The sequence below is a fragment of the Nocardiopsis sinuspersici genome (assembly GCF_001998325.1).
GTDB lineage: Bacteria > Actinomycetota > Actinomycetes > Streptosporangiales > Streptosporangiaceae > Nocardiopsis > Nocardiopsis sinuspersici.
Genome location: NZ_MCOK01000001.1, coordinates 2,493,197 through 2,515,338 on the forward strand (window position 1 = coordinate 2,493,197; position 22,142 = coordinate 2,515,338).

Annotated in this window: 21 protein-coding genes; 10 read left to right on the forward strand and 11 right to left on the reverse strand. The window is 70.4% G+C overall.

Annotated features, from left to right (window positions below; translation table 11 throughout):
- Positions 1 to 188: 188 nt before the first annotated feature.
- Both NOSIN_RS10745 and NOSIN_RS10750 read left to right on the forward strand, forming a co-directional pair.
- Complete coding sequence (locus tag NOSIN_RS10745; RefSeq protein ID WP_077690601.1) at positions 189 to 1,595, forward strand: sigma-70 family RNA polymerase sigma factor; 1,407 nt, start codon at positions 189 to 191, stop codon at positions 1,593 to 1,595.
- A 191-nt stretch (positions 1,596 to 1,786) separates the two neighbouring features.
- Positions 1,787 to 2,137 (forward strand): hypothetical protein, encoded by a 351-nt coding sequence (locus tag NOSIN_RS10750; protein ID WP_077690602.1) that lies wholly within the window; start codon positions 1,787 to 1,789, stop codon positions 2,135 to 2,137.
- A gap of 36 nt (positions 2,138 to 2,173) precedes the next feature.
- Here the strand turns inward: NOSIN_RS10750 and NOSIN_RS26745 are convergent, their stop codons facing one another.
- From NOSIN_RS26745 to NOSIN_RS10760, 3 genes are all read right to left on the reverse strand, one after another.
- Positions 2,174 to 2,680: a hypothetical protein gene (locus NOSIN_RS26745; RefSeq protein WP_143832912.1), complete on the reverse strand. Its 507-nt coding sequence runs from the start codon at positions 2,678 to 2,680 to the stop codon at positions 2,174 to 2,176.
- A gap of 124 nt (positions 2,681 to 2,804) precedes the next feature.
- Entirely contained in the window at positions 2,805 to 3,167 is a 363-nt protein-coding gene (locus tag NOSIN_RS10755; protein ID WP_077690603.1) for a GntR family transcriptional regulator, read from the reverse strand.
- Positions 3,168 to 3,277: 110 nt separating this feature from the next.
- Positions 3,278 to 3,664: a hypothetical protein gene (locus tag NOSIN_RS10760; RefSeq protein WP_077690604.1), complete on the reverse strand. Its 387-nt coding sequence runs from the start codon at positions 3,662 to 3,664 to the stop codon at positions 3,278 to 3,280.
- Positions 3,665 to 3,808: 144 nt separating this feature from the next.
- Between NOSIN_RS10760 and NOSIN_RS10765 the strand changes: the two genes are divergently transcribed.
- From NOSIN_RS10765 to NOSIN_RS10775, 3 genes are all read left to right on the forward strand, one after another.
- Complete coding sequence (locus NOSIN_RS10765; protein WP_077690605.1) at positions 3,809 to 4,459, forward strand: TetR/AcrR family transcriptional regulator; 651 nt, start codon at positions 3,809 to 3,811, stop codon at positions 4,457 to 4,459.
- A 177-nt stretch (positions 4,460 to 4,636) separates the two neighbouring features.
- On the forward strand, positions 4,637 to 5,437 hold the full coding sequence (locus NOSIN_RS10770) for a sporulation protein (protein ID WP_077690606.1): 801 nt from the start codon (positions 4,637 to 4,639) through the stop codon (positions 5,435 to 5,437).
- Positions 5,438 to 5,581: 144 nt separating this feature from the next.
- Positions 5,582 to 6,367 carry a sporulation protein gene (locus NOSIN_RS10775; protein ID WP_077690607.1) on the forward strand — a complete coding sequence of 262 codons (786 nt, stop codon included), beginning with the start codon at positions 5,582 to 5,584 and terminating at the stop codon, positions 6,365 to 6,367.
- A gap of 132 nt (positions 6,368 to 6,499) precedes the next feature.
- On the opposite strand, the gene NOSIN_RS28180 is transcribed toward NOSIN_RS10775, so the two are convergent.
- From NOSIN_RS28180 to NOSIN_RS10790, 3 genes are read right to left on the reverse strand one after another with little or no spacing between them, the layout of a single operon-like run.
- Complete coding sequence (locus NOSIN_RS28180; RefSeq protein ID WP_077690608.1) at positions 6,500 to 6,832, reverse strand: TetR family transcriptional regulator; 333 nt, start codon at positions 6,830 to 6,832, stop codon at positions 6,500 to 6,502.
- Positions 6,833 to 6,850: 18 nt separating this feature from the next.
- Entirely contained in the window at positions 6,851 to 8,998 is a 2,148-nt protein-coding gene (locus NOSIN_RS10785; RefSeq protein WP_077690609.1) for a tetratricopeptide repeat protein, read from the reverse strand.
- 2 nt (positions 8,999 to 9,000) lie between these two features.
- Positions 9,001 to 9,501 carry a hypothetical protein gene (locus NOSIN_RS10790; protein WP_077690610.1) on the reverse strand — a complete coding sequence of 167 codons (501 nt, stop codon included), beginning with the start codon at positions 9,499 to 9,501 and terminating at the stop codon, positions 9,001 to 9,003.
- Positions 9,502 to 9,766: 265 nt separating this feature from the next.
- Between NOSIN_RS10790 and NOSIN_RS10795 the strand changes: the two genes are divergently transcribed.
- From NOSIN_RS10795 to NOSIN_RS10815, 5 genes are all read left to right on the forward strand, one after another.
- The gene (locus tag NOSIN_RS10795) at positions 9,767 to 10,150 is read left to right on the forward strand and encodes a hypothetical protein (protein WP_143832913.1); all 384 of its coding nucleotides are present in this window, start codon (positions 9,767 to 9,769) and stop codon (positions 10,148 to 10,150) included.
- 158 nt (positions 10,151 to 10,308) lie between these two features.
- Positions 10,309 to 11,157 (forward strand): IS701 family transposase, encoded by an 849-nt coding sequence (locus tag NOSIN_RS10800; protein ID WP_227014902.1) that lies wholly within the window; start codon positions 10,309 to 10,311, stop codon positions 11,155 to 11,157.
- Positions 11,158 to 11,409: 252 nt separating this feature from the next.
- Positions 11,410 to 11,877, forward strand: a complete 468-nt coding sequence (locus NOSIN_RS10805) for a nuclear transport factor 2 family protein (protein WP_017568687.1) — start codon at positions 11,410 to 11,412, stop codon at positions 11,875 to 11,877.
- A gap of 133 nt (positions 11,878 to 12,010) precedes the next feature.
- Positions 12,011 to 12,565, forward strand: a complete 555-nt coding sequence (locus NOSIN_RS10810) for a TetR/AcrR family transcriptional regulator (protein ID WP_019711140.1) — start codon at positions 12,011 to 12,013, stop codon at positions 12,563 to 12,565.
- A 295-nt stretch (positions 12,566 to 12,860) separates the two neighbouring features.
- Positions 12,861 to 14,144: an IS701 family transposase gene (locus NOSIN_RS10815; RefSeq protein ID WP_077690612.1), complete on the forward strand. Its 1,284-nt coding sequence runs from the start codon at positions 12,861 to 12,863 to the stop codon at positions 14,142 to 14,144.
- A gap of 41 nt (positions 14,145 to 14,185) precedes the next feature.
- Here NOSIN_RS10815 and NOSIN_RS10820 read toward each other — a convergent pair whose 3' ends face one another.
- The 5 genes from NOSIN_RS10820 to NOSIN_RS10840 all read right to left on the reverse strand — a co-directional run bounded on the left by NOSIN_RS10820 (position 14,186) and on the right by NOSIN_RS10840 (position 21,683).
- Positions 14,186 to 16,006, reverse strand: a complete 1,821-nt coding sequence (locus tag NOSIN_RS10820) for an ABC transporter ATP-binding protein (protein WP_077690613.1) — start codon at positions 16,004 to 16,006, stop codon at positions 14,186 to 14,188.
- Between the two features lie 30 nt (positions 16,007 to 16,036).
- Positions 16,037 to 17,050: an ABC transporter permease gene (locus NOSIN_RS10825; protein ID WP_077690614.1), complete on the reverse strand. Its 1,014-nt coding sequence runs from the start codon at positions 17,048 to 17,050 to the stop codon at positions 16,037 to 16,039.
- A gap of 164 nt (positions 17,051 to 17,214) precedes the next feature.
- Complete coding sequence (locus NOSIN_RS10830; RefSeq protein WP_171986658.1) at positions 17,215 to 18,969, reverse strand: ABC transporter substrate-binding protein; 1,755 nt, start codon at positions 18,967 to 18,969, stop codon at positions 17,215 to 17,217.
- A 145-nt stretch (positions 18,970 to 19,114) separates the two neighbouring features.
- Complete coding sequence (locus NOSIN_RS10835) at positions 19,115 to 20,137, reverse strand: ABC transporter permease (RefSeq protein WP_077690616.1); 1,023 nt, start codon at positions 20,135 to 20,137, stop codon at positions 19,115 to 19,117.
- Positions 20,138 to 20,153: 16 nt separating this feature from the next.
- Positions 20,154 to 21,683 carry a transposase gene (locus tag NOSIN_RS10840; RefSeq protein ID WP_236743347.1) on the reverse strand — a complete coding sequence of 510 codons (1,530 nt, stop codon included), beginning with the start codon at positions 21,681 to 21,683 and terminating at the stop codon, positions 20,154 to 20,156.
- Positions 21,684 to 22,142: the final 459 nt, after the last annotated feature.

Genomic DNA, 22,142 nt, shown 5'->3' on the forward strand with positions numbered 1-22,142 from the left:
CGTTCCTTTACCCGCTCTCCGGCGCGTTTTGCCACTTCCGGGACAGTGATCCATGCCACTTCTGCCGATATCCAATCGAGACAGGGAACATTTGACTCCCCGACACGTTGGACATATTGGCGCGTCCAGTCGGCAGGAACCGTCCGCCGCGTGCCACACGACGCCTTGGAAGGGAGGGAGGTGCCCAGATGACGAGCACTGCCCCAGCCGCTTCGGCACCCACAGCCGGAGTCCCCGCTGACACCGCTCGAAGCGACGGCGCGACCGCGGACGCGACCCTGACCGATCTGCTCACCCGCGGACGCGCGCAGGGACACCTGTCCCTCTCCGAGCTGCGTACCGCTTTCTCCGAGGCCGGAGTCTCCGCTGGCGACGGCCGATCCATCCTGCGTGAACTCACCGAGAACGGGGTTCGTCTCGCCAACGGGGGCGACGACTCCACACCGGTGGCCGATCCTGACGCCGAGGACGACGTGCTGGAAGACACTCTCATCGCCACGGTGCCCGACACCGACGAGGCGACCAAGGCCGCATCCGGCAAGGCCGCGACGCGTAAGGGCCCCTCCGCCCGGAGGAAGGCCCGCTCCACGCGGCGCGCCAAGACCGAGAACACCCAGGCCACCACCGATCCTGAAACCGGTGAGGCCGACCTCGACGACCAGTCCCCCGCCATGGGCGACTCGGTCCACACCTACCTCAAGGCCATCGGCCGACGCCAACTGCTCACCGCCGAGCAGGAGGTCGACCTGGCCAAGCGCGTGGAGGCCGGGCTCTACGCCGAGTACCGGCTCGGCATGCACGGCGAGGTCGACGAGTCCTTCCCTCTGGCCGAGGCCGAGGTCGACGAGCTGGAGTGGGTGGTCGAGGACGGCCGCAAGGCCAAGTCCCACATGCTGGAGGCCAACCTGCGCCTGGTGGTGTCGGTGGCCAAGAAGTACAGCGACCGGGGGATGTCGCTGCTCGACGTGGTCCAGGAGGGCAACCTCGGCCTGATCCGCGCCGTGGAGAAGTTCGACTACACCAAGGGCTTCAAGTTCTCCACCTACGCCATGTGGTGGATCCGCCAGGCCATACAGCGCGGTTTCGCCGACTCTGCGCGCACCATCCGCCTGCCCGTGCACGTCCTGGAGCTCCTGAGCAAGGTGAGCCGCCTGGAGCGCGACATGCACCAGGCGCTGGGCCGCGAGCCCACCCCGGAGGAGCTGGGCCTGGAGCTGGACAAGACCCCGGCCCAGATCGAGGAGCTGCTGCGGGTCACCCGCCAGCCCATCAGCCTGGACTCCACCATCGGCGAGGACGGCGAGACCCGCATCGGCGACCTCATCGAGGACGTGGACGCCTCGGAGGCCTCCGAGGTGGTGGACCGCCAGATCATGGCCGACCAGCTGCGCAACGCGCTCTCGGACCTGGAGCCGCGCGAGGCCACCATCATGTCCCTGCGCTTCGGCCTGATGGACGGGCGTCCGCGCACCCTGGACGAGATCGGCAAGCACCTGGGCCTGACCCGTGAGCGCATCCGTCAGTTGGAGAAGCAGTCGCTGTCCAAGCTGCGCCACCCCAGCCGCGCCCAGCAGCTGCTGGACTTCGCGAGCTAGGAGCCCGCGGCAGAGGCCGCAGCGCGCCAGGCACGGCCGGACCGGACACCGGGGCCGCTCCCGCACGGGGGCGGCCCCGAGCCGTGTCCGGCGGCGGTGGCGCCGCGGCCGCCTCGGGGAGAACCCGGGTTCGTCCCTGAGTTCGTGCTCGCGGTGCTCCACGGGCGACACGGCGGTGCGACGATGGGGACATGACGCACACTCCCCCCGAGCCGAGGGACGAGGTCGCCGCCGCGCTGCGCGCCGGTCGCGAACTCGGCCCCGAGTACGACGACGCGGTGGCCGCCTCCCTGGTCGAGCGGATCGACGACACCATCGCCGAGCGCGTCCGCCACCACATGAGTGCGCAGGACAGGGCCGCGCCGGTCAGGACCGGAACGCCCTCCAACACGGTGCGCTTCGTGCTCTCCCTGGTGTGCCTGGGCGTCAGCATCCCCGTCTCCGCCATCACCGCCGCCCTGGGCAACCCCGCCGCCCTGCCGCTGGTGTGGCTCGGACTGATCCTGTTCTACCTCGTCTCGGTCGTCGGCCTGCGCCGCTGACCCCGGCCGGCGGGGCCGACCGGACCGGTCGGCCGCTCAGCCCAGGACCAGGAACACCAGCGCGGCGACCAGCCCCAGCAGGACCAGGACGACGGCCACCCGCGCGATGACCGCGCCGGGGCGCGGCCGGTAGAGGCCGCTGTTGTCCTCCGCGTAGGAGCGCACGCGGCGGTCGCCCGCGTAGGCGACCATAGGATCGTCGTCGTCGCCGTCGTGGTACCAGTCGTCGCGCCGCCGGTTGCCGCTCAGCTCCGCCCTGACCTCGGGACGCCTCCGGCGCCCGCCCGGACCCCACTCCGCGCCACGGCCCGGAACGAGCCTTCCGGAATCGCCGCCCGCACCGTGCCCCGGGGTGCCCTTCCCCGCACCGCGGCCCGGAATGTCCTTCCCTCTGCCGCTGCCCGCACCACGGCCCGGGGCGTCCTTCCTCGCGCCGCTGCCCGGAGCGCCCTTCCCCGCGCTGCCGCCCGCACCGCCCCTGCCGCGCGCGGACGCGCCGCCCGACGGGCTTCCTCCCGCTCGTCCACCGGTTCCCTTGCCCATCGGCGCCTCCCTCGGTGCGCGCGCCGCCCGGGGTGGCGGCGCCACTTCGACACTAGCCGCGGCGGAAGCGGCTCGACGGGGAGGGGGTCGGCCGGTAGCGGCCACCGCGGGACGGGTGCGCGGTTCAGCTCCTGAGCGCCGCGCGCAGGATCTCCACGGCCTCTTCGTGGTCCAGGCCCACCCGCGAGATCACCTCGGCGTAGGCACGCGCGGCGGCCAGGGCCTCGGCGCGCTGGTCGTCGCCGCTCGCGGCCACGAAGGTGCCCGAGCGGCCGCGCGTCTCGACCACCCCGGCCTGCTCCAGCTCCCGGTAGGCGCGCGCCACCGTGTTCACCGCCACCGAAAGCTGACCCGCCAACGCGCGCACCGTCGGCAGCCGATAGCCCACCGGCAGTTCGCCGTTGGCGGCCGCGATCGCCACGATCGACCTGATCTGCTCGTAGGGCGGTACCTTCGACGTCGGATCGATGCGGATGAAATCCGCCATCTGCTACTGCGCTCCCCACTCACCTGCTGCGGTGTCCGGCCCCGGGACGGGCCGAACACCAACCTACCGCGCGCGGACCGCACCGCGACTACGCACCGTGGCCGACAGGCTCACGCGGCCCGGGGCGGCACCCGCTGGATTCCGTGCAGGCGGTGGGTCTCCCGGGCGGTGAGCAGCCGCTCGGCCACGTGCGTGACCTCACGCACCTCCGGGCGGGCCAGCCGCTTGCGCCTGTAGATCCGGTCCACGTACCCCTTGGGCCCCACCAGCACCCGTTCCCGGGCGTAGGCGGCCCGCATCGCCTCGGTCAGCGCCTCGTCCAGGGCCAACCCGCGCTCGTGGAGCTCCTCCACCGGCGCGTTCCACTCACGCGCCTGGTCCAGGGCCTCCTGAGTCTCGGCCACCGTCCGCAGGAGTTCGGGCAGCCTCTCGGCCAGTTCCCGGTCGGCCTCCCATTTCTGACGCGCCTGTGTCGTGCTCTGTTTGGCAAGTCCCATGTGTGCGCTCCGTACAAGCGAATCGTTATCCGGAGTCACTCTAGAGGTGACGAATGTCATCTGGCGACCCGGGCCGTGCGTCGGTGGTGGCCGCCATCTCCGGGATCTGCCACCTTTACGGCGTACTCCCTCGAAAGGACCACAGTGAGCAGGAACTACGCCGGCCTCAGCCGCGAGCGCATCATCCTCGAAGCCCTGCACATCATCTCCGGACGCGGGCTGGGCGGGCTGTCCATGCGCCGCCTGGGCGACGCCCTGGAGGTGGAGGCCATGGCCATCTACCACCACTTTCCCCTGGGCAAGGACCAGTTGTTCAACGCCATCGCCGCCTACGTGGCCTCCCCCGCGCCCAGCGGCACCGTTCCCACCGAATCCGGCGAGGAGGGTGAGGAGCCGGGTGAGGACGCCGACGGCCGGACGCGCGAGACCGAGGAAAACGAGGAGGCCGAGGACACCCGGCCCTGGGACGTGCGCCTGACCGAGTGGGCCCACGCCTACCGCGCCCGCCTGCTGGAGTTCTCCGGCGCGCTGTCCCTGCTGGTGCACCGCGCCCCGCACACCCCCAGCACCGACGCCACCCGCGCCCTGATGCACCGCGCCCTGGCCGAGGCGGGCCTGTCCGGCGACGACGTGGAGCGGGCCGCCGACGCGGTGCACTCCTACTGCGTCGGCGCGGTCGTGCACCAGGTCCGCCACCAGGACGAGGAGGGCGCCCCCGACGCCGCCGAGGCCGGGGCGCGTTTCGACTTCGGGCTGCGCGCCCTGCTGCGCGGCCTGTCCCCGAACAGCGGCTGAGGCGGAGGCGGCCGGCACCGGAGAGGGCGCGAAAAACTCCGCGGAGGAGGAACCGGCACCGTCGGCGCCGCGTCCTACCGAAACAGCACCGAACTCCCCCACGAACCCCCGGACGGCCCCGCGCCCGCACTCCTCCCGGTGCTCGGGCGGCGGGACCCAGGTAGGAAAAGAGACTCCGTGATCTTCAAGCGCATGCTCGCCAGCGTCGGCATCGGCGGTGCCACCGTGGAGACCGTCCTGGACGACGACACCGTCCAGCCGGGCGGTACCGTCACCGGCATCCTCAAGGTCACCGGTGGCCGGGTCGCCCAGACACTGGAGGGCATCAGCGTCGGCCTCCGCGCCAACGTGGAGAAGGAGTACGAGTACGAGGACTCCGAGGGCGAGACCCACTCGGGCGAGTACACCATCGACGTGATCATCGCCGAGCAGGCCGTCACCGAGGAGGAGACGGAGCTGGAGCCCGGACAGGAGTTCGAGCTCCCCTTCGAGCTGACCGTCCCCATGGAAGCGCCCGTCACCGCCGTCGGAGGCGCACACGTCCTGGAGGGCGTGGGCCTCAACACCCGCCTGCACGTGGACAACGCCCTGGACCGCCAGGACGTGGACCCCCTGCTCATCGAGCCCCTGCCGGCCCAGGCCGCGGTCCTGGAGTCGCTGCACGCGCTGGGCTTCGAGCTGAGGAGCGTCGACCTGGAGAAGGGCGAGGTTCCCGGCACCCGTCAGAACCTGCCCTTCTACCAGGAGTTCGAGTACTCCGCCGCAGGGCGGTACGAGGGCCTGGAGTCGCTGGAGCTGACCTTCCTCACCGACGACGACGGTGTGGACGCGGTGCTGGAACTGGACAAGAAGCCCGGCGTCCTCTTCGGCGAGGGCGGGGACGCCCTCCTGCGCCTGAGCATCGAGCACGGGGCCACCGACCCCGAGGAGATCGCGGCCAAGCTCCACGAGTGGGTCCACGCCGCCGCCGGCGAGTAGGACGACCGCCCGGGCACCGCGTGCCCGGGCTCCCACCCCGACGCGGCCGTAGGACCCCACGGGTCCGGCCGCGCCCCCAGAATCCGGGTGCTCCTGCCATCCCCGAGATCCCGGCCACGCACCCACCGGGAAGAGGAAGTATCTATGGTCATCAAGCGTCTGCTCGCCGGCATCGGATTCGGCGGAGCCTCGGTGGAAACCTCCCTGGACTCGGCGGTGACCACCCCCGGCGGCTCCGTGCACGGCACCGTCGTCATCGAGGGCGGCGACGTCGAGCAGCGGATCGAGCAGCTCACCGTCGGCCTCCAGGCCCGGGTCGAGTCCGAGGCCGGCGACCAGGAGACCACCGGTGACATGGAGTTCCACCGCGTACGCCTGGGTGAGGGGGCGACCCTGGTCCCCGGGCAGCGCTTCCAGGTGCCCTTCGAGCTCTTCGTGCCCTGGGAGACTCCCGTCACCGCCCACCGCGGCCGCCACCTGCACCGCATGAACATCGGCGTCAACACCCGCCTGCACGTGGCGAGCGCGATCGACCCGGGCGACCTGGACCCGGTGGGCATCGAACCGCTCCCGGCACAGGCCGCGATCCTGGACTCGCTGCTCTCCCTCGGGTTCACCTTCAAGCAGGCCGACCTGGAGCGGGGCCGCATCGCCCACACCAGGCAGCGGCTGCCGTTCTACCAGGAGATCGAGTTCTACTCGCCCAGCCGCTACCAGGGCCTCAACGAGCTGGAGCTGTCCCTGGTCACCGACGAGCACGGCATGGACGTGGTGCTGGAGCTGGACAAGAAGCCGGGCCTGCTCTTCTCCGAGAGCCGTGACACCTTCCACCGCTTCGCCGTGAACCACCACGACGGCGCCGGACGCGACTGGACGGGCTACCTGCACCAGTGGCTCGACTCCCTGGCGGGCCGCAGGGAAATGTTCTGATCCCGGCGGGGCGCGGTGGGGGCGTGCGCGCGCTCCCACCGCTCCTCCGGTCCCGTGACCGCCTCTCCCGTGGGGACGCCACGGGAGCGGTGGGCCCTGCCCCCGTGCGGCCCCCGAGGACGGACCGTGGGATCAGCGCCGGCAGGCGGGCGGCTCGGTGATGATGCGGACGGCGCACAGGTCCAGCTGGACCGCGAGCGCGTCGGCCAGGAACTCGGCGACGTCCTCGCGCAGGTTCCCGCTGTCGGGGACCGGGACGGCACGCCAGGCGAACCGGGCCACGACCTCCTGCACGAGGGCCTGCTTGGAGGCCCACCGGCGGTAGACGGCGGCCTTGCCCACACCGGCGCGGACGTGCCACCGCCTCCATCGACATCCACGTGAGCCGGTCCAGATGGAGACCGCGCTGGGCCGGGGACGGGCTCGGCCCCGACGGTGGTCATCCCCGGCCGGGGCGGGGAGGATTCGCGCAGTCGTTGACGGTCAGTCCGCGGCGCGGGCCTCGTTCAGGGCGTCACGCGCTCTGTCGTGCCGGTGGGGGTCGTCGGTGGCCCTGAGGAGTTCGACGGCTTTCTCCAACAGGGGGATGGCCAGGTCGGGGTGACCGGACCGGCACCGGACCAGCCCGAGTTCGTAGCGGCCCATGCCCTCGGAGTGCTGGTCCCCTTGCTCGGAGAAGAACGTGACCACCCGCTCCAGGATCGCCGCCGCCTCATCCCAACGGCGGAGACCTCCCAAGGCGATCCCGACACCGGCGTACGCCTTCTCCGCGTTGTGGTGGTCGCCGAACCGCCGGAACAGGTCACGGGCTCGGGTCCGGGCGGCAGCCGCCTCCTCGAACCGACGCATCACGCTGAGAACACCGCCGAGGTTGTTCCACGCCGTGGCCTCGCCACGGTGGTCGCCGAACCGCTGGAACAGGTCGCGTGCACGGGTGTGGGCGTCGACGGACTCCTCGAACCGGCGCATCCCGAACAAGGTACTGCCGAGGTTGTTCCAGGCCATGGCCTCGCCACGGTGGTCGCCGAACCGCTGGAACAGGTCGCGTGCACGGGTGTGGGCGTCGACGGACTCCTCGAACCGGCGCATCCCGAACAAGGTACTGCCGAGGTTGTTCCACGCCATGGCCTCGCCACGGTGGTCGCCGATGCGCTGGGCTGCCTGGAGGGCCAGGCGGGTGATGGCGATCTGGTCGTGGAACAGACGGCGCTGGTCCAGGTAGGTGCCCAGGTTGATGGGCAGAGAGACGGTGGCGCGGTCGTGGCCGACGCGGTGGGCCAGATGGACGGTGTCGATCAGCACCGTCCGTTCGGCGTCCAACCACGCCAACGCCTCGGCGCGACCGGTGAACGCCTCGGGCACCCGATCGGTCGGCAGGGCCCGCAGATGCTCTGTGGCGGCGATGACCTGGTCGGTGTAGTGGTCGAGTAGGCGCCGTTGGGCGCGGGGAAAGCGGGCGGCGGGTCTGGGACCGGACAGGGTGGCGGCGTAGGCGGCGACCAGGTCATGCATGGCCCAGCGCTTGTCGGACACCGCCACGAAGTGGGAGGCGGTCAGCCCCCGCAGCCGGGGCAGCGCCTGGCCGGGCTCCACCCCGGCCAGGACGGCGGCCGCCGAAGTGGAGATGTCGGGGCCCGGAGCCAGACCCAACAGGGTGAGCATCTCCGCCTGCTCGGCGGGGAGCCGCGCGAAGGAGGCGGCGAAGACCGCCTCCAGTCCCCCGAGCTGATCGGAGAAGGGAGCGAGCCGGTCCGCGGTGTGGGCCAGGGTGTCGGCGAGTTCGCCCACGTCCATGTCGGGGGCGTTCTTGAGCTGTCCGGCCGCGATGCGCAGCGCCAGCGGCACTCCACCGCAGGAGTCGGCCACCCGTGTCAAGGCCTCAAGACCACGGACACGGTCGTCGTCCGGATCGCTCACGTGCAGGTCCGCGGTCAGGAGCCGTACCGACTCCTCCTGGGACAGCACACCGAGGGACAGGTGGCGCGCGGGCAGCTCTCCCATGCGTTCGCGTGAGGTGACCAGCAGTCGGTGTCCGCCCGGCCCCGGGTCCAGAGGTAGGACCTGGCCGGGGGTGGAAACGTTGTCGGCCACCACCAGCAGCGGTCCGCCCTCCTCCGTGGACGCGGCCTGCACGGTGGCCCGGTACAGAGCGGCCCTGGCGTCGGCCTCCTCGGGGATCCGGTCGGTTTCCACACCCAGTTCCCGCAGAAGGGACTGCAGGGCGCGGTGGGCGGTGACCGGGGTGGTGTACCCGTGCATGTCGATGAACAGCGCTCCGGAGAACCACTCCCGCTCCAGCGCCCGGTGCCCGGCGGTCAGGGCGAGCTGGGTCTTGCCGATCCCGCCCATCCCGGTCGAGACCACCACGGCCGCCCCGCCGGGCATGGCTGGATCGAGGCTCTCCAGCAGTCGTTCCAGGTCCGTCTCCCGACCCGTGAATCCGGCCTGGGGTCCGGGCAGGCCGGCCTGGGAACGGGCCGCGCCCTCGTGGACGGTGACGTAGTTGTTCACCACGCCGATCACGTCCCGCCGCGCCTGGGCGCCGCGCTGGTCGACGTGGTCGCGACCGCGGTGGGTGGTCCTGCGCTGGGCCTTCCTCTTGTTCTTGCGGGGTTTGTTGTTGCGGCTCACACTCACTGCCCCTTGTACGGGCGGCGCGTGTGGTGGTTGTTCTGCGTGCCGATCACGTCCCGCCGCGCCTGGGCGCCGCGCTGGTCGACGTGGTCCCCCTGATAGCCGGTGTTGCCGACACCGCCGTGGATGGTGTGGGCCTGTACCGCGGTCCCGGTCACGTCGCCGACGATGGTGTTGGACACTCCGCCCTCGGCGACCCGGCCGCCCTGCCGGTCGGCCAGTGCCCGGACCAGCTCGCGCAGGCCCTCGGCGGCGCGGGGATCGGCCTCCACCAGCCGGCGCAGTTTGGTCCTCCACTCGCCGACGGCCTCCTCGGCCAGTTCCGGCCGATGGAGCAGTTCGCCCCGGGTCAGTTCCAGTTCGGCGTCCACCACCTTGTGGGCCCGGGAGGACAGGGCGGCGCACGCCCGCCGTACCCGGGCCCAGGAGTGGTCGTCGCCAACGGTCATGGCGGTGACCAGGAGGGTGCTGGCCCTCTCCAGCAGTGCCGTGTCGGTCATGGGGGTACCTGCCTCACACTGTGGAACCAAGGGGTGCTCCCCGACGCGAGGGAGTCCGTACAGATAAGCCACGGTAGCCAAGCCCGTGGTCGCCTACGTCTCTTTTCGCCATGCCGCGCACCGATGGCCGCACCCGGCCACCGGGAGCGTACGGGGAGCTCGTCCGGTCCACGGACCAGGGCCGACTGCGGCTGACCGTGCCTGAGCGCCCGCTGATCCGGCGAACCTCCTACCCGCGCCGCGGCGGGCAGGGCACAATGTCCGCATGCGTTGGCTATGGGTGTGGCTTCTGGTGTCGGTGACCGTCGTGCTCGGGGGTGCCTGGGTCCTGTTCCGGTTCCTCGTGGACCTGAACCAGCTCTCCCAGCTCTCGGGGGTCGGATCGCTGGCCGCGGGGGTCGGAGCGCTGGTGACGGCCGTGTGGACGGCGCGCCGACCCTCCGGCACGGGCAGCGCCGGGACCGCTTCCACGGCCGCCCCGACGAACGGTGGAACGGTCAACACGGTGACGGGGAACGTGTCGGGCACCCTCATCCAGGCGCACACGATCGAGGGCGGGGTGGGCGATCCCTCCCGCGGTCCGGCGACCGGCGGGCACGGGGACACCCGGGGTTCCGGGAACGAGTGGGAACGCCGCCGCGACGGCTAGTACTCCAGTGTGACTTCGCGATCTTGTCACGGACCCGGCTGGGAACGGGTACGGCCACCGCGTGATCATCAAGGGTTGTGTGGACTCATGACGATCGTGCGGTGGCCGCAGGTCACAGCATAGACGGCGCCCGATGGCGGGCGATGTTCGAGCAGGCCATGGACCGGATCGCAGGCCGGTTCAGCCGGGTTGAACCGCGGAGGACGGCCCGTGCCTATCTGCTCGGGCTGCTGTCGCGTACCGAGCGGAAGAACTGCTGGCAGCTGGCCGAACAGGCCGGCTTGGCCCAGCCGGGCCCGATGCAGCGGCTGCTGCACTACGCCCGCTGGGACGCCGACGCCGTCCGTGACGATATCCGGGCCTACGCCGTCGAACACCTCGGCACCGAGGGCGCGGTGCTGATCGTGGACGAGACCGGCTTCGTGAAGAAGGGCCGCGCCTCGGCGGGCGTCCAGCGCCAGTACACCGGCACCGCCGGGCGCATTGAGAACTCCCAGGTCGGCGTCTTCCTCGCCTACGCCACCAGCCGGGGACGGGCCCTGATCGACCGCCGCCTCTACCTGCCCGAACAGTCCTGGTGCTCCGATCCCGAACGCCGCCGGGTGGCCGGGATACCCGACGAAGTCCGGTTCGCGACCAAGCCCCGCCTGGCCGGGGAGATGATCGCCGCCGCGCTGGACACCGGGGTGCCGGCACCGTGGGTGACCGGTGACGAAGCCTACGGCCAGGACCCGCGACTGCGTGCCGCCCTGGAGGCACGCGGCACCGGCTACGTTCTCGCGGTCGCCTGCTCGACCAGGGTGCGGATCAACTCAGGCCGCACTGCCGTCCGCGCGGACACCGTCGCCGGCCGCCTGCCCGCCGCCGTCCTTACGGCACCGGCCGTGACCGCGGGCAGACTGCTGCACTGGTCCCACTGGCGCACACGCCACCAGGCAACAGCCCGCCGCAGCCACTACCGACGACGATCCTGCTGGATAGATCACGAAACCGCACTGGAGTACTAGGTCCGAGTCGTGATCGACGCCCATGGGATGGGCCGCGAGAGCAGTACGCCCGAGGTCGTGCGCGTGCGCGGACGTGGTGACTTCCCGGGACACAGCCGTCATCCAAACGGTGCCGCTCCTGCGCTGCACCTCCCAAACCAGAGTCGGACTACCGACGTCTGTCCTGGCTGGGCCGTGACGGCCCTCACCCTTGCTCCTCGGAGGTCTCCCCGCTACGTTTGTTATTGTTCAACCACTAACAGAGGAGTATTCATGAGCGTCAACCCGACCCGCGAGCTCACCCCCGCACAGCACGCCCTGGCAGAGCACCTTCGGCTGGTGTCGTCCGGCCAGATCGACGAGTGGATCGAGCTGTACGCCGCGGACGGCACGGTCGAGTTCCCCTTCGCCCCCGCCGGTGTGCCTACCCTGGTGCAGGGACGCGAGGCGCTGATCGCCCACATGCGCGGCTTCCCGCAGACCTTCGACGTGAAGTTCGTCGACGTGAAGTTCATCGAGACGGCCAACCCCCGGACCGCGGTCGCCGAATACCGCTCGGAGGGAATCGCCCTCAGCACCGGCAAGCCGTACGAGCAGACAGTCATCACGGTGATCCGCCTCGACGAAGCGGGCCTGGTCGAGCAGTTCGTCGACTACTGGAATCCTCTCGTGGTCATCGAGGCCATGACCCCCGACGAGGCGGCCAGCGGCCAAGACGTGTCGTGGCCCTCGGAGCGTTGATCCCGGTTCGACGGAGTGAGACGGGTCACCCACCCGTCTTGCCCCGTCGCACCCTGTCCCACTCCGCAGTGAGAGACTGGGAGACATGCCCGCCCCTGGCTCCAGAGTGAAGAGCGATCAACGCCGTCGAGTCGTGCTGGACGCTGCCGTGGCCTGCTTTGCGCGCAAGGGTTACTACGGCACGACCACTGGTGAGATCGCCGAACGGGCCGAGATCTCTCAGCCCTACGTCTACCGCCTGTTCGCCAGCAAGGAGGCGTTGTTCGCCGGTGCCATCCTCCACGTGTCCGAGCTGATCTCGGATGCTCTGACCGGCGCCGAAGCCGGCGCCGATGAGGCCGGGCCGCACCGGCAGCCGGAGGCGGTGATGCGTGCGATCCGGTCCGCCTACAGCACCCTGATCGAGGACCGGGACGTCATGCGGTTCCTCATGCAGGCCAGTTGCGCAGCCGATGAGCCGCTCGTGGCTGAGGCGTTGCGCACGTGCTATGCCAGGCAGGTCGAACTCGTCAGTGAGCTCCTGAACCACGACGACGCTGCGGTCCGGCACTGGTTCGGCGCCGGTATGCTTGAAAATGTCACGCTGACCCTCGGCCTGGCCGACGTCGACGAGCCCTGGGCGCGGACCCTCAGCGGACAACGGTCTCGTTCGGACGGCGGTAGCTTCGCCCACCGGGAGTCGCCGTAGCTTCCGCCGAAAAACAGGCGGCTATGTAGGCGGCCGGCCAGGCCGTCCCACTTCCTTGGAACTGGGACGCCGTCCGACGGTGTCGACGTCGATCGACACCGCCCAGGTCAGGACCGTCCCAGAAGTTGTGCCACAAGTGCGTCCCGGATTAGTACTCCAGTCTGGTTTCGCGATCTTGTCGCGGACCCGGCTGGGAACGGGTGCGGCCGCCGCGTGATCATCGGGGGTTGTGTGGACTCCTGAAGATCGTGCGGTGGCCGCGGGCCATAGCGTAGACCCTGCTCGCTGGCGGACGATGTTCGACCAGGTCATGGCCCGGATCACGGGCCGCTTCGGGCGAGTTGAGCCGCGGGCCGCGGCCCGTGCCTACCTGCTCGGGCTACTGTCGAACGTCGAGCGCAAGAACTGCTGGCAGCTGGCCGAACAGGTCGGCCACAGCCGCCCCGGGCCGATGCAGCGCCTGCTGCGCTACGCCCGCTGGGACGCCGATGCGGTCCGCGACGACCTGCGCGCGTACACCGCCGAACACCTCGGCGCCGACGGCGCCGTTCTCGTCGTCGACGAGACCGGCTTCCTGAAGAAGGGCCGGGCCTCGGCCGGTGTGCAACGGCAGTACACCGGCACCGCGGGACGCATCGAAAACTCTCAGGTCGGCGTCTTCCTCGCCTACGCCACCAGCCGGGGACGGGCCCTGATCGACCGCCGCCTCTACCTGCCCGAACAGTCCTGGTGCACCGATCCCGAACGCCGTCACGCGGCCGGGATCCCCGAGGACATCCAGTTCACGACCAAGCCCCGCCTGGCCGGGGAGATGATCGCCGCCGCGCTGGACACCGGGATCACCGCGTCCTGGGTGACCGGCGATGAAGCCTACGGCCAGGACCCCCAGCTCCGCGCCGCCCTCGAGGCACGCGGGACCGGCTACGTTCTCGCGGTCGCCTGCTCGACCAGGGTGCGGATCAACTCAGGCCGCACTGCCGTCCGCGCGGACACCGTCGCCGGCCGCCTGCCCGCCGCCGCCTGGCAGCGGCACAGCACCGGAAACGGTGCGAAAGGCCCGCGGTACTACGACTGGGCCTGGATCCACATCGGCACCGACTGCCACCGCCACCTGCTCGTCCGACGTAACCGCACCACCGGTGAACTCGCCTTCTACCTGTGCTGGTCACCCGCCGAAGTGCCTCTGGCCGAACTGGTCCGCGTCGCCGGGATCCGCTGGAGCGTCGAGGAGTGCTTCCAGGCCGCCAAGGGCCAGGTCGGACTCGACCACTACCAGGTGAGGCACTGGACCTCATGGCACCGGCACATCACGCTCGCCATGCTCGCGCTGGCGTTCCTGACCGCCCTCGCCGCCGACCCGGCACCACAACGGCCCGTCGATCCACTCCACCCCACCTGCGGCAGCGACCCGATCACGTTGACCGTCCCCGAGATCCGCCACCTGCTCGCCGCCGTCCTCACGGCACCGGCCGTGACCGCGGGCAGACTGCTGCACTGGTCCCACTGGCGCACACGCCACCAGGCAACAGCCCGCCGCAGCCACTACCGACGACGATCCGCCGACAAATCCGCTGGGTAGATCACGAAACCGCACTGGAGTACTAGGCCGCCGCGTCCCGGCTAGGTCGCCCGGGTGCGCCGGCGCACCCGGTCGGCTCGTAGTTCACGCGCGTGGTCGGGGTCCAGGACGGGGGCGGCGTTGAGCAGCTGACGCGTGTACTCACTGCCCGGGCTCTCGTACACCGAGTCGCTGTCACCCATCTCCACGACCTCGCCCGCACGCATCACCGCGACCCGGTCGCTCACCTGACGCACCACCGCCAGATCATGCGCCACGAAGATGTAGGTCAACCCGAAGTCGTCCTGCAACTCCGACAACAACCGCAACACCTGATCCTGCGTGGACACGTCCAACGCCGACACCGGCTCATCACAGATGATCAGCTTCGGCTTCAGGATCAACGCCCGCGCGATCGCGATCCGCTGACGCTGACCACCCGAGAACGCGTGCGGGAACCGGTTGTAGTGGTCGGGCTCCAACCCCACCCGCTCCAACAGCTCCTGCACCTGACGGCGGATCTTCTTCCCGTCCTTCTCCCCCTGCACCCGCAGCGCCGTCCCGATCGCGTCCCCCACCGTCAACCGCGGGTTCAACGACGAGTACGGGTTCTGGAAGACCATCTGCACGTCCCGGCGCAGCGGACGCAACGCCCGGTCGGACATGTGCGTGATGTCGCGGCCCTCGAACTCCACCCGGCCCCGGGTGGGCTCCAACAACCGCATCACCATCCGCGACAGCGTGCTCTTACCCGAGCCCGACTCCCCCACCACGCCCAGCGTCTCACCGCGGTACAGGTCGAAGGACACGTCCCTCACCGCCCAGAAGTCCGTGGACCTGCCCCACGTACCACCACGCACCCTGAACCGCTGGGAGACGTTCTCCACCCGCAGCAGGGGTTCGCCCCGCTCCTTCTTCGGCTCCGGGGTGAAGGGCGCGAAGGCCTCCTTCGGTCCCTTCCTTCCGGCCTCGCCCGCCGCGGTCGCCCCCGCCGCTCCGCGACGCTGCTCCCGCCGGGCCCGCCGTCCGCGCTCCGCACGATCGCGTGCCCGCCGCTGGGCGCGGGAGACCTCCACGCGCGGCACCGCCGCCAACAGGGCCTGGGTGTAGGAGTGCTCGGGCTCGGACAGCACCTTGCGCACGTCCCCCCGCTCCACCGCCACACCATGGCGCATGACCACGACCTCGTCCACCGACCCCGCGACCACCGCCAGATCGTGCGAGACCAGGATCAGCCCCATCCCCAGATCCGTACGCAACTCATCCAACAGATCCAGCACCTGCGCCTGCACCGTCACATCCAACGCCGTCGTCGGCTCATCGGCCAACAACACCTTGGGATCACACATCAACCCCATCGCGATGACCACACGCTGGCGCATACCACCGGAGAACTCATGCGGATAGGAATTGATCCGCTTCGCCGGATCAGGAATACCCACCCGGTCCAACGACTCCACCGCCCTGGTTCGGGCCTCAGAGCGCGACACCTCGGGCCGGTGCACGCGCAACGCCTCCACCAACTGGTTGCCCACGGTGAACTGCGGGTGCAGCGACTGCATGGGGTCCTGGAAGACCATCGCGATGTCGTTGCCGCGCATCCGCCGCAGCTTCCTGTCCGAGGCCCTGACCACGTCCTGGCCCACGACCTCGATCGCCCCGCTGATCCGCGCCCGGCTGCCCCGGTGCAGGCCCATCAGCGCCAACGAGGTCACGCTCTTGCCCGAGCCCGACTCCCCCACGATGCCGAGGGCGCCTCCGGCGGGCACCTCGAAGGACAAACCGTTCACCGCCCGGACGTCACCGTCCATGGTCGGGAACGTCACCCGCAGGTCCTGCACCCGGACGACGGGCGAGGCGGCCGACGGCACGGACTCACTCATAGAACTCCCTCGGCCACGGCCGACCGGCCGCTACCCGTGGAGGCGCACACGCGGGTCGATCAGCGGATACGTCAGGTCCACGGCCAGGTTGCAGACGACGATGAAGAACGCCCCGAACAGCGTCACGCCCAGGATCACCGGCAGATCGCTCTGCGTGACCGCGCTCACCGCGTACCGGCCGATCCCGTTCAGCGAGAACACCTGCTCGGTCAGCACCGCGCCGCCCAGCACCAGTCCCAGGTCCAGGCCGAAGATCGTCACGATCGGCGTCAGCGTGGGGCGCAGCGCGTGCTTGAGCACCACCCTGCGCTCGTCCAGCCCCTTGGCCCGGGCAGTGCGGATGTAGTCCTCGCCCAGGACCTCCAGCATGCCCGCACGGGTCTGGCGCGCGTACATGGCCGCGTGCAGGAACGCCAGGGTCAGCCACGGCAGGAGCAGCCCCTGCACCCACCGGAACGGATCCTCGGTCAGCGGGACGTAGCCCGGCATGCCGAACAGCCCCCAGCCGTGCACGAGGAAGGCCAAGGCCAGCAGTCCGGTGAAGAAGATCGGCAGCGACACCCCCGCCAGGGCGACCGCCATCGCCAGGCGGTCGAACAGGCTGCCCTTCCACACCGCCGAGACCACGCCGACCAGGATTCCGCCCACCAGCCAGATCACCCCCGCGCCGAAGGCCAGCGACGCCGTCACCGGCAGCCGGGCCACGATCTCGGGGAAGACCTCCTGGTAGTTCTGGAAGGAGTAGCCAAAGCACGGCGCCGCGCACTCGATGGTGTCGTTTCCGAACCGGTACTCGGCTCCCAGGAAGATCCCCCGGACGAACTCCCCGAACTGCACGATGACGGGCTGGTCCAGCCCCAGCCGGTCGATGGTGGCCTGGATCGCCTCCGGCGTGGGGGCACGGCCCACGTACATCGTCGCCAACTGCTCGGTGGTCCGCCCCGCCCACCGGGGCACCACGTAGAAGATGGCGAAGGTGACCATGGTGACCACGGCCAGCAGCAGGAGCCCGGCGCCCAGGCGGCGCAGGATGTAGGTCAGCAACGCGCGTGCTTTCTGTCGTGGGGCACACGGTCGGCCGCGTCGGCACCGACGGGCCCGGGCGGTCCGGGCACGGTCCCCGCGCCGCCCGAGAACAAGCTAACCCACAGTAGTGAGATGATCACCATTAGATCTCGGCGCGTCCGGGTCGTGTCCGCGCACACGCCTCAGTCCCTGGTGGCCCCCAGCGCCATGTAGTCGTACATCGAGTAGCCCACGTGGTAGTACGCGTTGGTCAGGTTCGGTGGCCGGTACAGCACCGTCCGCTCGAACACCACCGGGAGGATCGCCGCCTGTTCCATGGCCCGCTGGTCGATCTGCGTGTAGATCGAGGCGCGCTCGTCGGGGTCCTCCACCGTGACGACCTCGTCGAACCACGCGTTGATCCTCTCGTCGTCCAACTCGGAGATGTTGGCGTTGCCCGCCTCCCGGATGGCGTCGCCGTCCAGGATCTTGCTCATGAACCCGTAGCCGCTGGGCCAGTCCGGCGCCCACCCGTACACGGTCAGTCCCAGGTCGTTCTCGTGCACGAAGGACGGTGAACCGGCCTGGGTGTTGGTGTAGGTGTCCGACGGGTACTGCTTGATCCGCACATCGATCCCCACCCGCTTCAGGGACTGCTGTAGGGCCTCGGCCGTGCTCACGTCGGCGGGCCGGTCGGAGCGGGCCCCGATCGAGGTGGAGAACCCGTCGGGCTCACCGCACTCCTCCAGCTTCTGCCGGGCCGTGTCCAGGTCGCCCTCGTGGCCCTCCGACGAGTAGGGGTTGATGCTCGGGTCCGCGCCCGGCAGCGCGCCCGGCATGATCTGGGTGGCGATGTCGCCGCCGATGTCACCGCCCCACGCCCGTTGCAGGGCGTCGCGGTCGGCCGCGTACATGATCGCCTGGCGGCAGGCCAGGTCGTCCAGCGGTTCCAGGACGGTGTTGATGTTGACGTAGCGCAGGGTGCTGCTCTGCGGGTTGTCGACGCTGTTCCGCTCGTTCTCGTCGGTGATCAGGGTGCCCTTCATCGCCGGGCCCACCCCGGTCCCGGCCAGGTCGACGTCCAGGCCCCCGTTGACCAGGCGCTGGTCGATCTCGTTCTGGTCGACCCCAAGCTCCACCTCGATCCGGTCCGGCAGCGCCTCGCGGGTGGGGTCGGTGGAGGGGTCCCACTGGTCGTTGCGCACCAGGTTCAGGGACACGCCGGGCCGGTAGTCTCCGTCGAACTTGTAGGGCCCCGAGGAGACGACGTGGCTCTGGTACCGCTCGCCGCGGTCGGCCTCGGGCGGGACCGGCGCGGTCTGCGGCTGGATGAGCACGTAGGGGAACTCGGCGAAGCTCCTGTTGAGGTGGAAGACCAGGGTGTGGTCGTCGGGGGTCTCGATCCCGCCGAACCCGGCCAGCGGGTCGTCCTCGTTCGCGTAGGGGCCCTCGTAGTCCTCGCTGTCGGCCAGCAGGTTCTGGAAGTACTTGGGACCGTTGGGCAGCGCCTGTGCGCCGAAGTTGCTGCGCGCGACGGCGTACTCGATGTCCCGCGCGGTGATCTCCGAGCCGTCCTCGTACCTGAGGCCCCGCTTGATGCGTACCGTCCACTCGGTGAAGTCCTCGTTGGCCTCGGGCATGGCCTCGGCCAGGTCGGGTTGGAGCTCGGTGCCCTCCTCCCCCGGCTCCCCGGTGTAGGTGAGCAGGGTGCGCGCGTAGTAGCGGCTGAAGTTCCAGCTGAACGCGTAGTAGGTGTTGCCGGGGTCGGGGGAGTCGAAGTCGGAGGAGATGGCGTAGCGCAGGGTGCCGCCGGTCCGGTCGGAGGGGTTGACGACCGAGCTCTCGCCCTCGTTGAACTCCGCGTCGACGTCTCCGCGGTCCCCGCCGCCGCCATCCGCGCCACCGCAGGCGGCCAGCAGCAGGGCCGCTGCCACCCCCAGGGCCGAGAACGCGGTCATCCGGCCGCGCCCGCGGCGGCGCCGGGAGGGGACCGCGTGTGCGAGGTGATGAGTGGTCACTCTGCCTCCTGGTCGGATTCGCTGCTGGGGCCGTGCGCCGCACGGCCCGGGACACGGGGGGAGGACCCGGGCACGCCCGGACCCGTCAGTCGGAGGAGCGGGGGTCGAAGGCGTCGCGCAGCCCGTCACCGAAGAGGTTGAAGGCCAGGACGGTCACGAAGATGGCCAGTCCGGGGATGATCACGAAGTGCGGGGAGGTGGTGTAGAAGCGCAGGGCGTTGTCCAGCATGCCGCCCCAGGTGGCCATGGGCGGGTTGATGCCCACCCCCAGGAAGCTCAGGGCCGCCTCGAACAGGATGTTCGTGGGGATGAGCAGGGTGGAGTAGACCAGGATCGGCGTGAGGAGGTTGGGCAGGATCTCGCGGAAGACGATGTGGGCACTGCCCGCGCCGAGGCTGTGGGCGGCCTCCACGAACTCGCGCTCCTTGAGCGTGAGGGTCTGCCCGCGCACGATGCGGCCGATGTAGGGCCAGTTGAAGAACCCGATGATGAAGACCAGCACGCCGATGCGCAGGCCGTTGCCGGTCAGGCCGAAGGCCCCGTCGGGGACGACGCCCACCAGGGCGATGGCGAACAGCAGCAGCGGGAAGGCCAGGAAGATGTCCATGGCCCGGCTGATGGCCACGTCGACCCAGCCGCCGAAGTAGCCGGCGACGATCCCGAGGACGGTGCCGATGACGACGCACACCAGGGTGGCGACCGTGGCGACCAGGAGCGAGGTGCGGGCGCCGTAGACGATACGGCTGAACAGGTCGCGGCCGTTGACGGGTTCCAGGCCGAGCAGGTGCTCGGTGCTGATGCCGCCCCAGGGGTCGATTCCCTCGGCGGGGTCGTCGGGGTCGCGCAGGACGCCGCCGGTGAGCGGTTCGATCAGGTCCTGGTGGAACTGGTTGGGCGGGGAGCCGAACCAGGAGGCGAGCAGCGGGGCGAGGAGCGCGACCAGGATGAGCAGGAGGACGACGACTCCCCCCGCCATGCCGATCCGGTCCCTGCGGAACCGCTGCCAGGCGATCTGGCCCAGGGACCGGTTCGCGGCGCCCGATCCCCTGGCCGCCGCCTCGGGGTCGGCGTGCTGGGACGACTCGGGCGCGTCCATCGGCGCGGTCATGTACGCCCCACCATTCCTAAACAGTGTCCAGGAGTGAGTCCTGGACCCACACCTGTGTCACTGGCGCGTTCCGAACGGTGTTGGACGCGCTGGTTCTCCGCGTTCGCGTTCCCTCCGCCCGGCGGTGTGCATCGTGTGCACGCTCCGTGGCGGGGCGGCGGAGTTCCTCACGCCCCGAGATACCTGGTCCGGCCTGGATGGTCCGAGGCCCCACACCATCACTCCGGTGGTGTGGGGGCGGTACCGCCCGTCGCCGAACCGGATACCCCTGAGCGCGTCGCCCGACCGCGATGCTCGCCGCATCGTGCCGGGACACCTTCCTGTGCTTACTGGTGAGTGGCTTCTTCCAGTGCGCAGCACCCCACCTCGACGTATAAGCAGGGTCCACGGCGATGACCGCCACCCCCACCGCGTGGGCCATCGACACCAAGCGGGCCCGCAGCCGGGCGGTGGGAAAACCGGAGATCAACCGGCGGAATCCCTTGCGGCGCCCGTGCCTCTCCCGGGTCTTCTCCGCCGTAAAGTCCAGGTCCTCCACCGCGATCGCCGCCACCCCGCACCCGGTGGCCCAACGCAACAAACCGGTCAGGGCGTGGCGTACCTGCGCGTCCCGGTGGGACGCGGCCCCCGACAACACGTAGTCAAACCGGCGGGGGTCACCGACGGGGTTGCCGTGGGTGTCCAGGCGCCAGGCGGCCAGGTGGTCGGCGTTGGCATCGACACCGATGACCCCGTGGGCCAGCGCGGCCTCCCACGGCACCTGCCGGACCGTCTGGTGGATCCAGGACGCGGTCACATACCACCGATCCCGGTCGGTGTCGTGGTGCAGGCGGTAGGCCACCGCCCGGTCGGCCTCCACCCGATCCGCCCACTCGGTGCCGCGGTGGGCGAAGGCCACCCGGCAGGAGAGCACATACCGGCCATGGGGGGCGTTGGCGTACTCGGCCAACGGGGTGGGCAATTTGATCGACACCTCACCGCCGGGGGTGATGCGGATCGTTTCGTCGCCATACCGCTTGCCCGCTTCCCCCTCAGCTTGGAGGAAGGAGCGCGCGGCCTCCCACCGCTGCCGCCACTGGGTCTGGGTCAGGTGGGCCTCGCCCAGGTGGTGGCGAGTGCGGGCCAGTCGTTCGCCGCCACGCACCACCCGCACCCGCCCCGTCTCCCAGTCGGCGACCGCCGCCGCGTGCCGGGACTGGAGCGCGTGCAGGCGCCGGGACTTGGCGTGCCACTCCTGTCGCGTGCGGTACCCACCCGGCACGTGCCGGGTCCCCTGGGCCCCCAGGGGTTGGGACAGCCGGTGCCACAGCGTGTCGACACCCGCCTGGAGGCGGTGCAGGTGGGCGAGGTGGCCGCGCCGGGCCAGCGCCCACTGCTCGTTCGACGCCCTGGTGATCGCCCCGGCCCACCGCGAGGACGAGGCGGGGGTCAGCTCCCGTTTACGGGCGGCCCAGGAGTCCTTGCCGTGATCGGTCCCCTCAGCGCACCGGGCCGCCAGGTCCGCCGAAACCAACGACCCCAGATGAGAACCCACCACGTGCAGCACCGCCTCATCCTGGGCGGTGAGACCTTGAAGCCGATCGCGCACGGTGACCCCGGTCGGCGCGGGGACAAGGAACGGGGCCTGGATCGACCGCAACCGCGCTTTGCTGACCTGCGACACCTGTACCCCCACCTCCCGATCACGGCCGTGCGTCGCTGTGTTCGATACGGCGGTAGCGAAAACCACAGGCGTGTGTCCGAAGAACCAGCGCACTTCCCTGTTTCCTCTCCGGCAGGCCACCCGGGAGCAGCAGCACACACCGCCCAAGCACAGCAGGACCCAGAGGCACTCCTGTGCGCTCGTGTACACGTGAATCACCTCCCGCACCAACAGCCCACAACCCATGACCTCACCTTGTGCGTCGGAACTGCTACGCAGAGTGTGCACAAGTCGCACCGGGGTTTCCAGCGTCCGCGCCGGTCGCCCCGGGTGGGACCGGACGCTCCGGCGGTGCCGAACGGG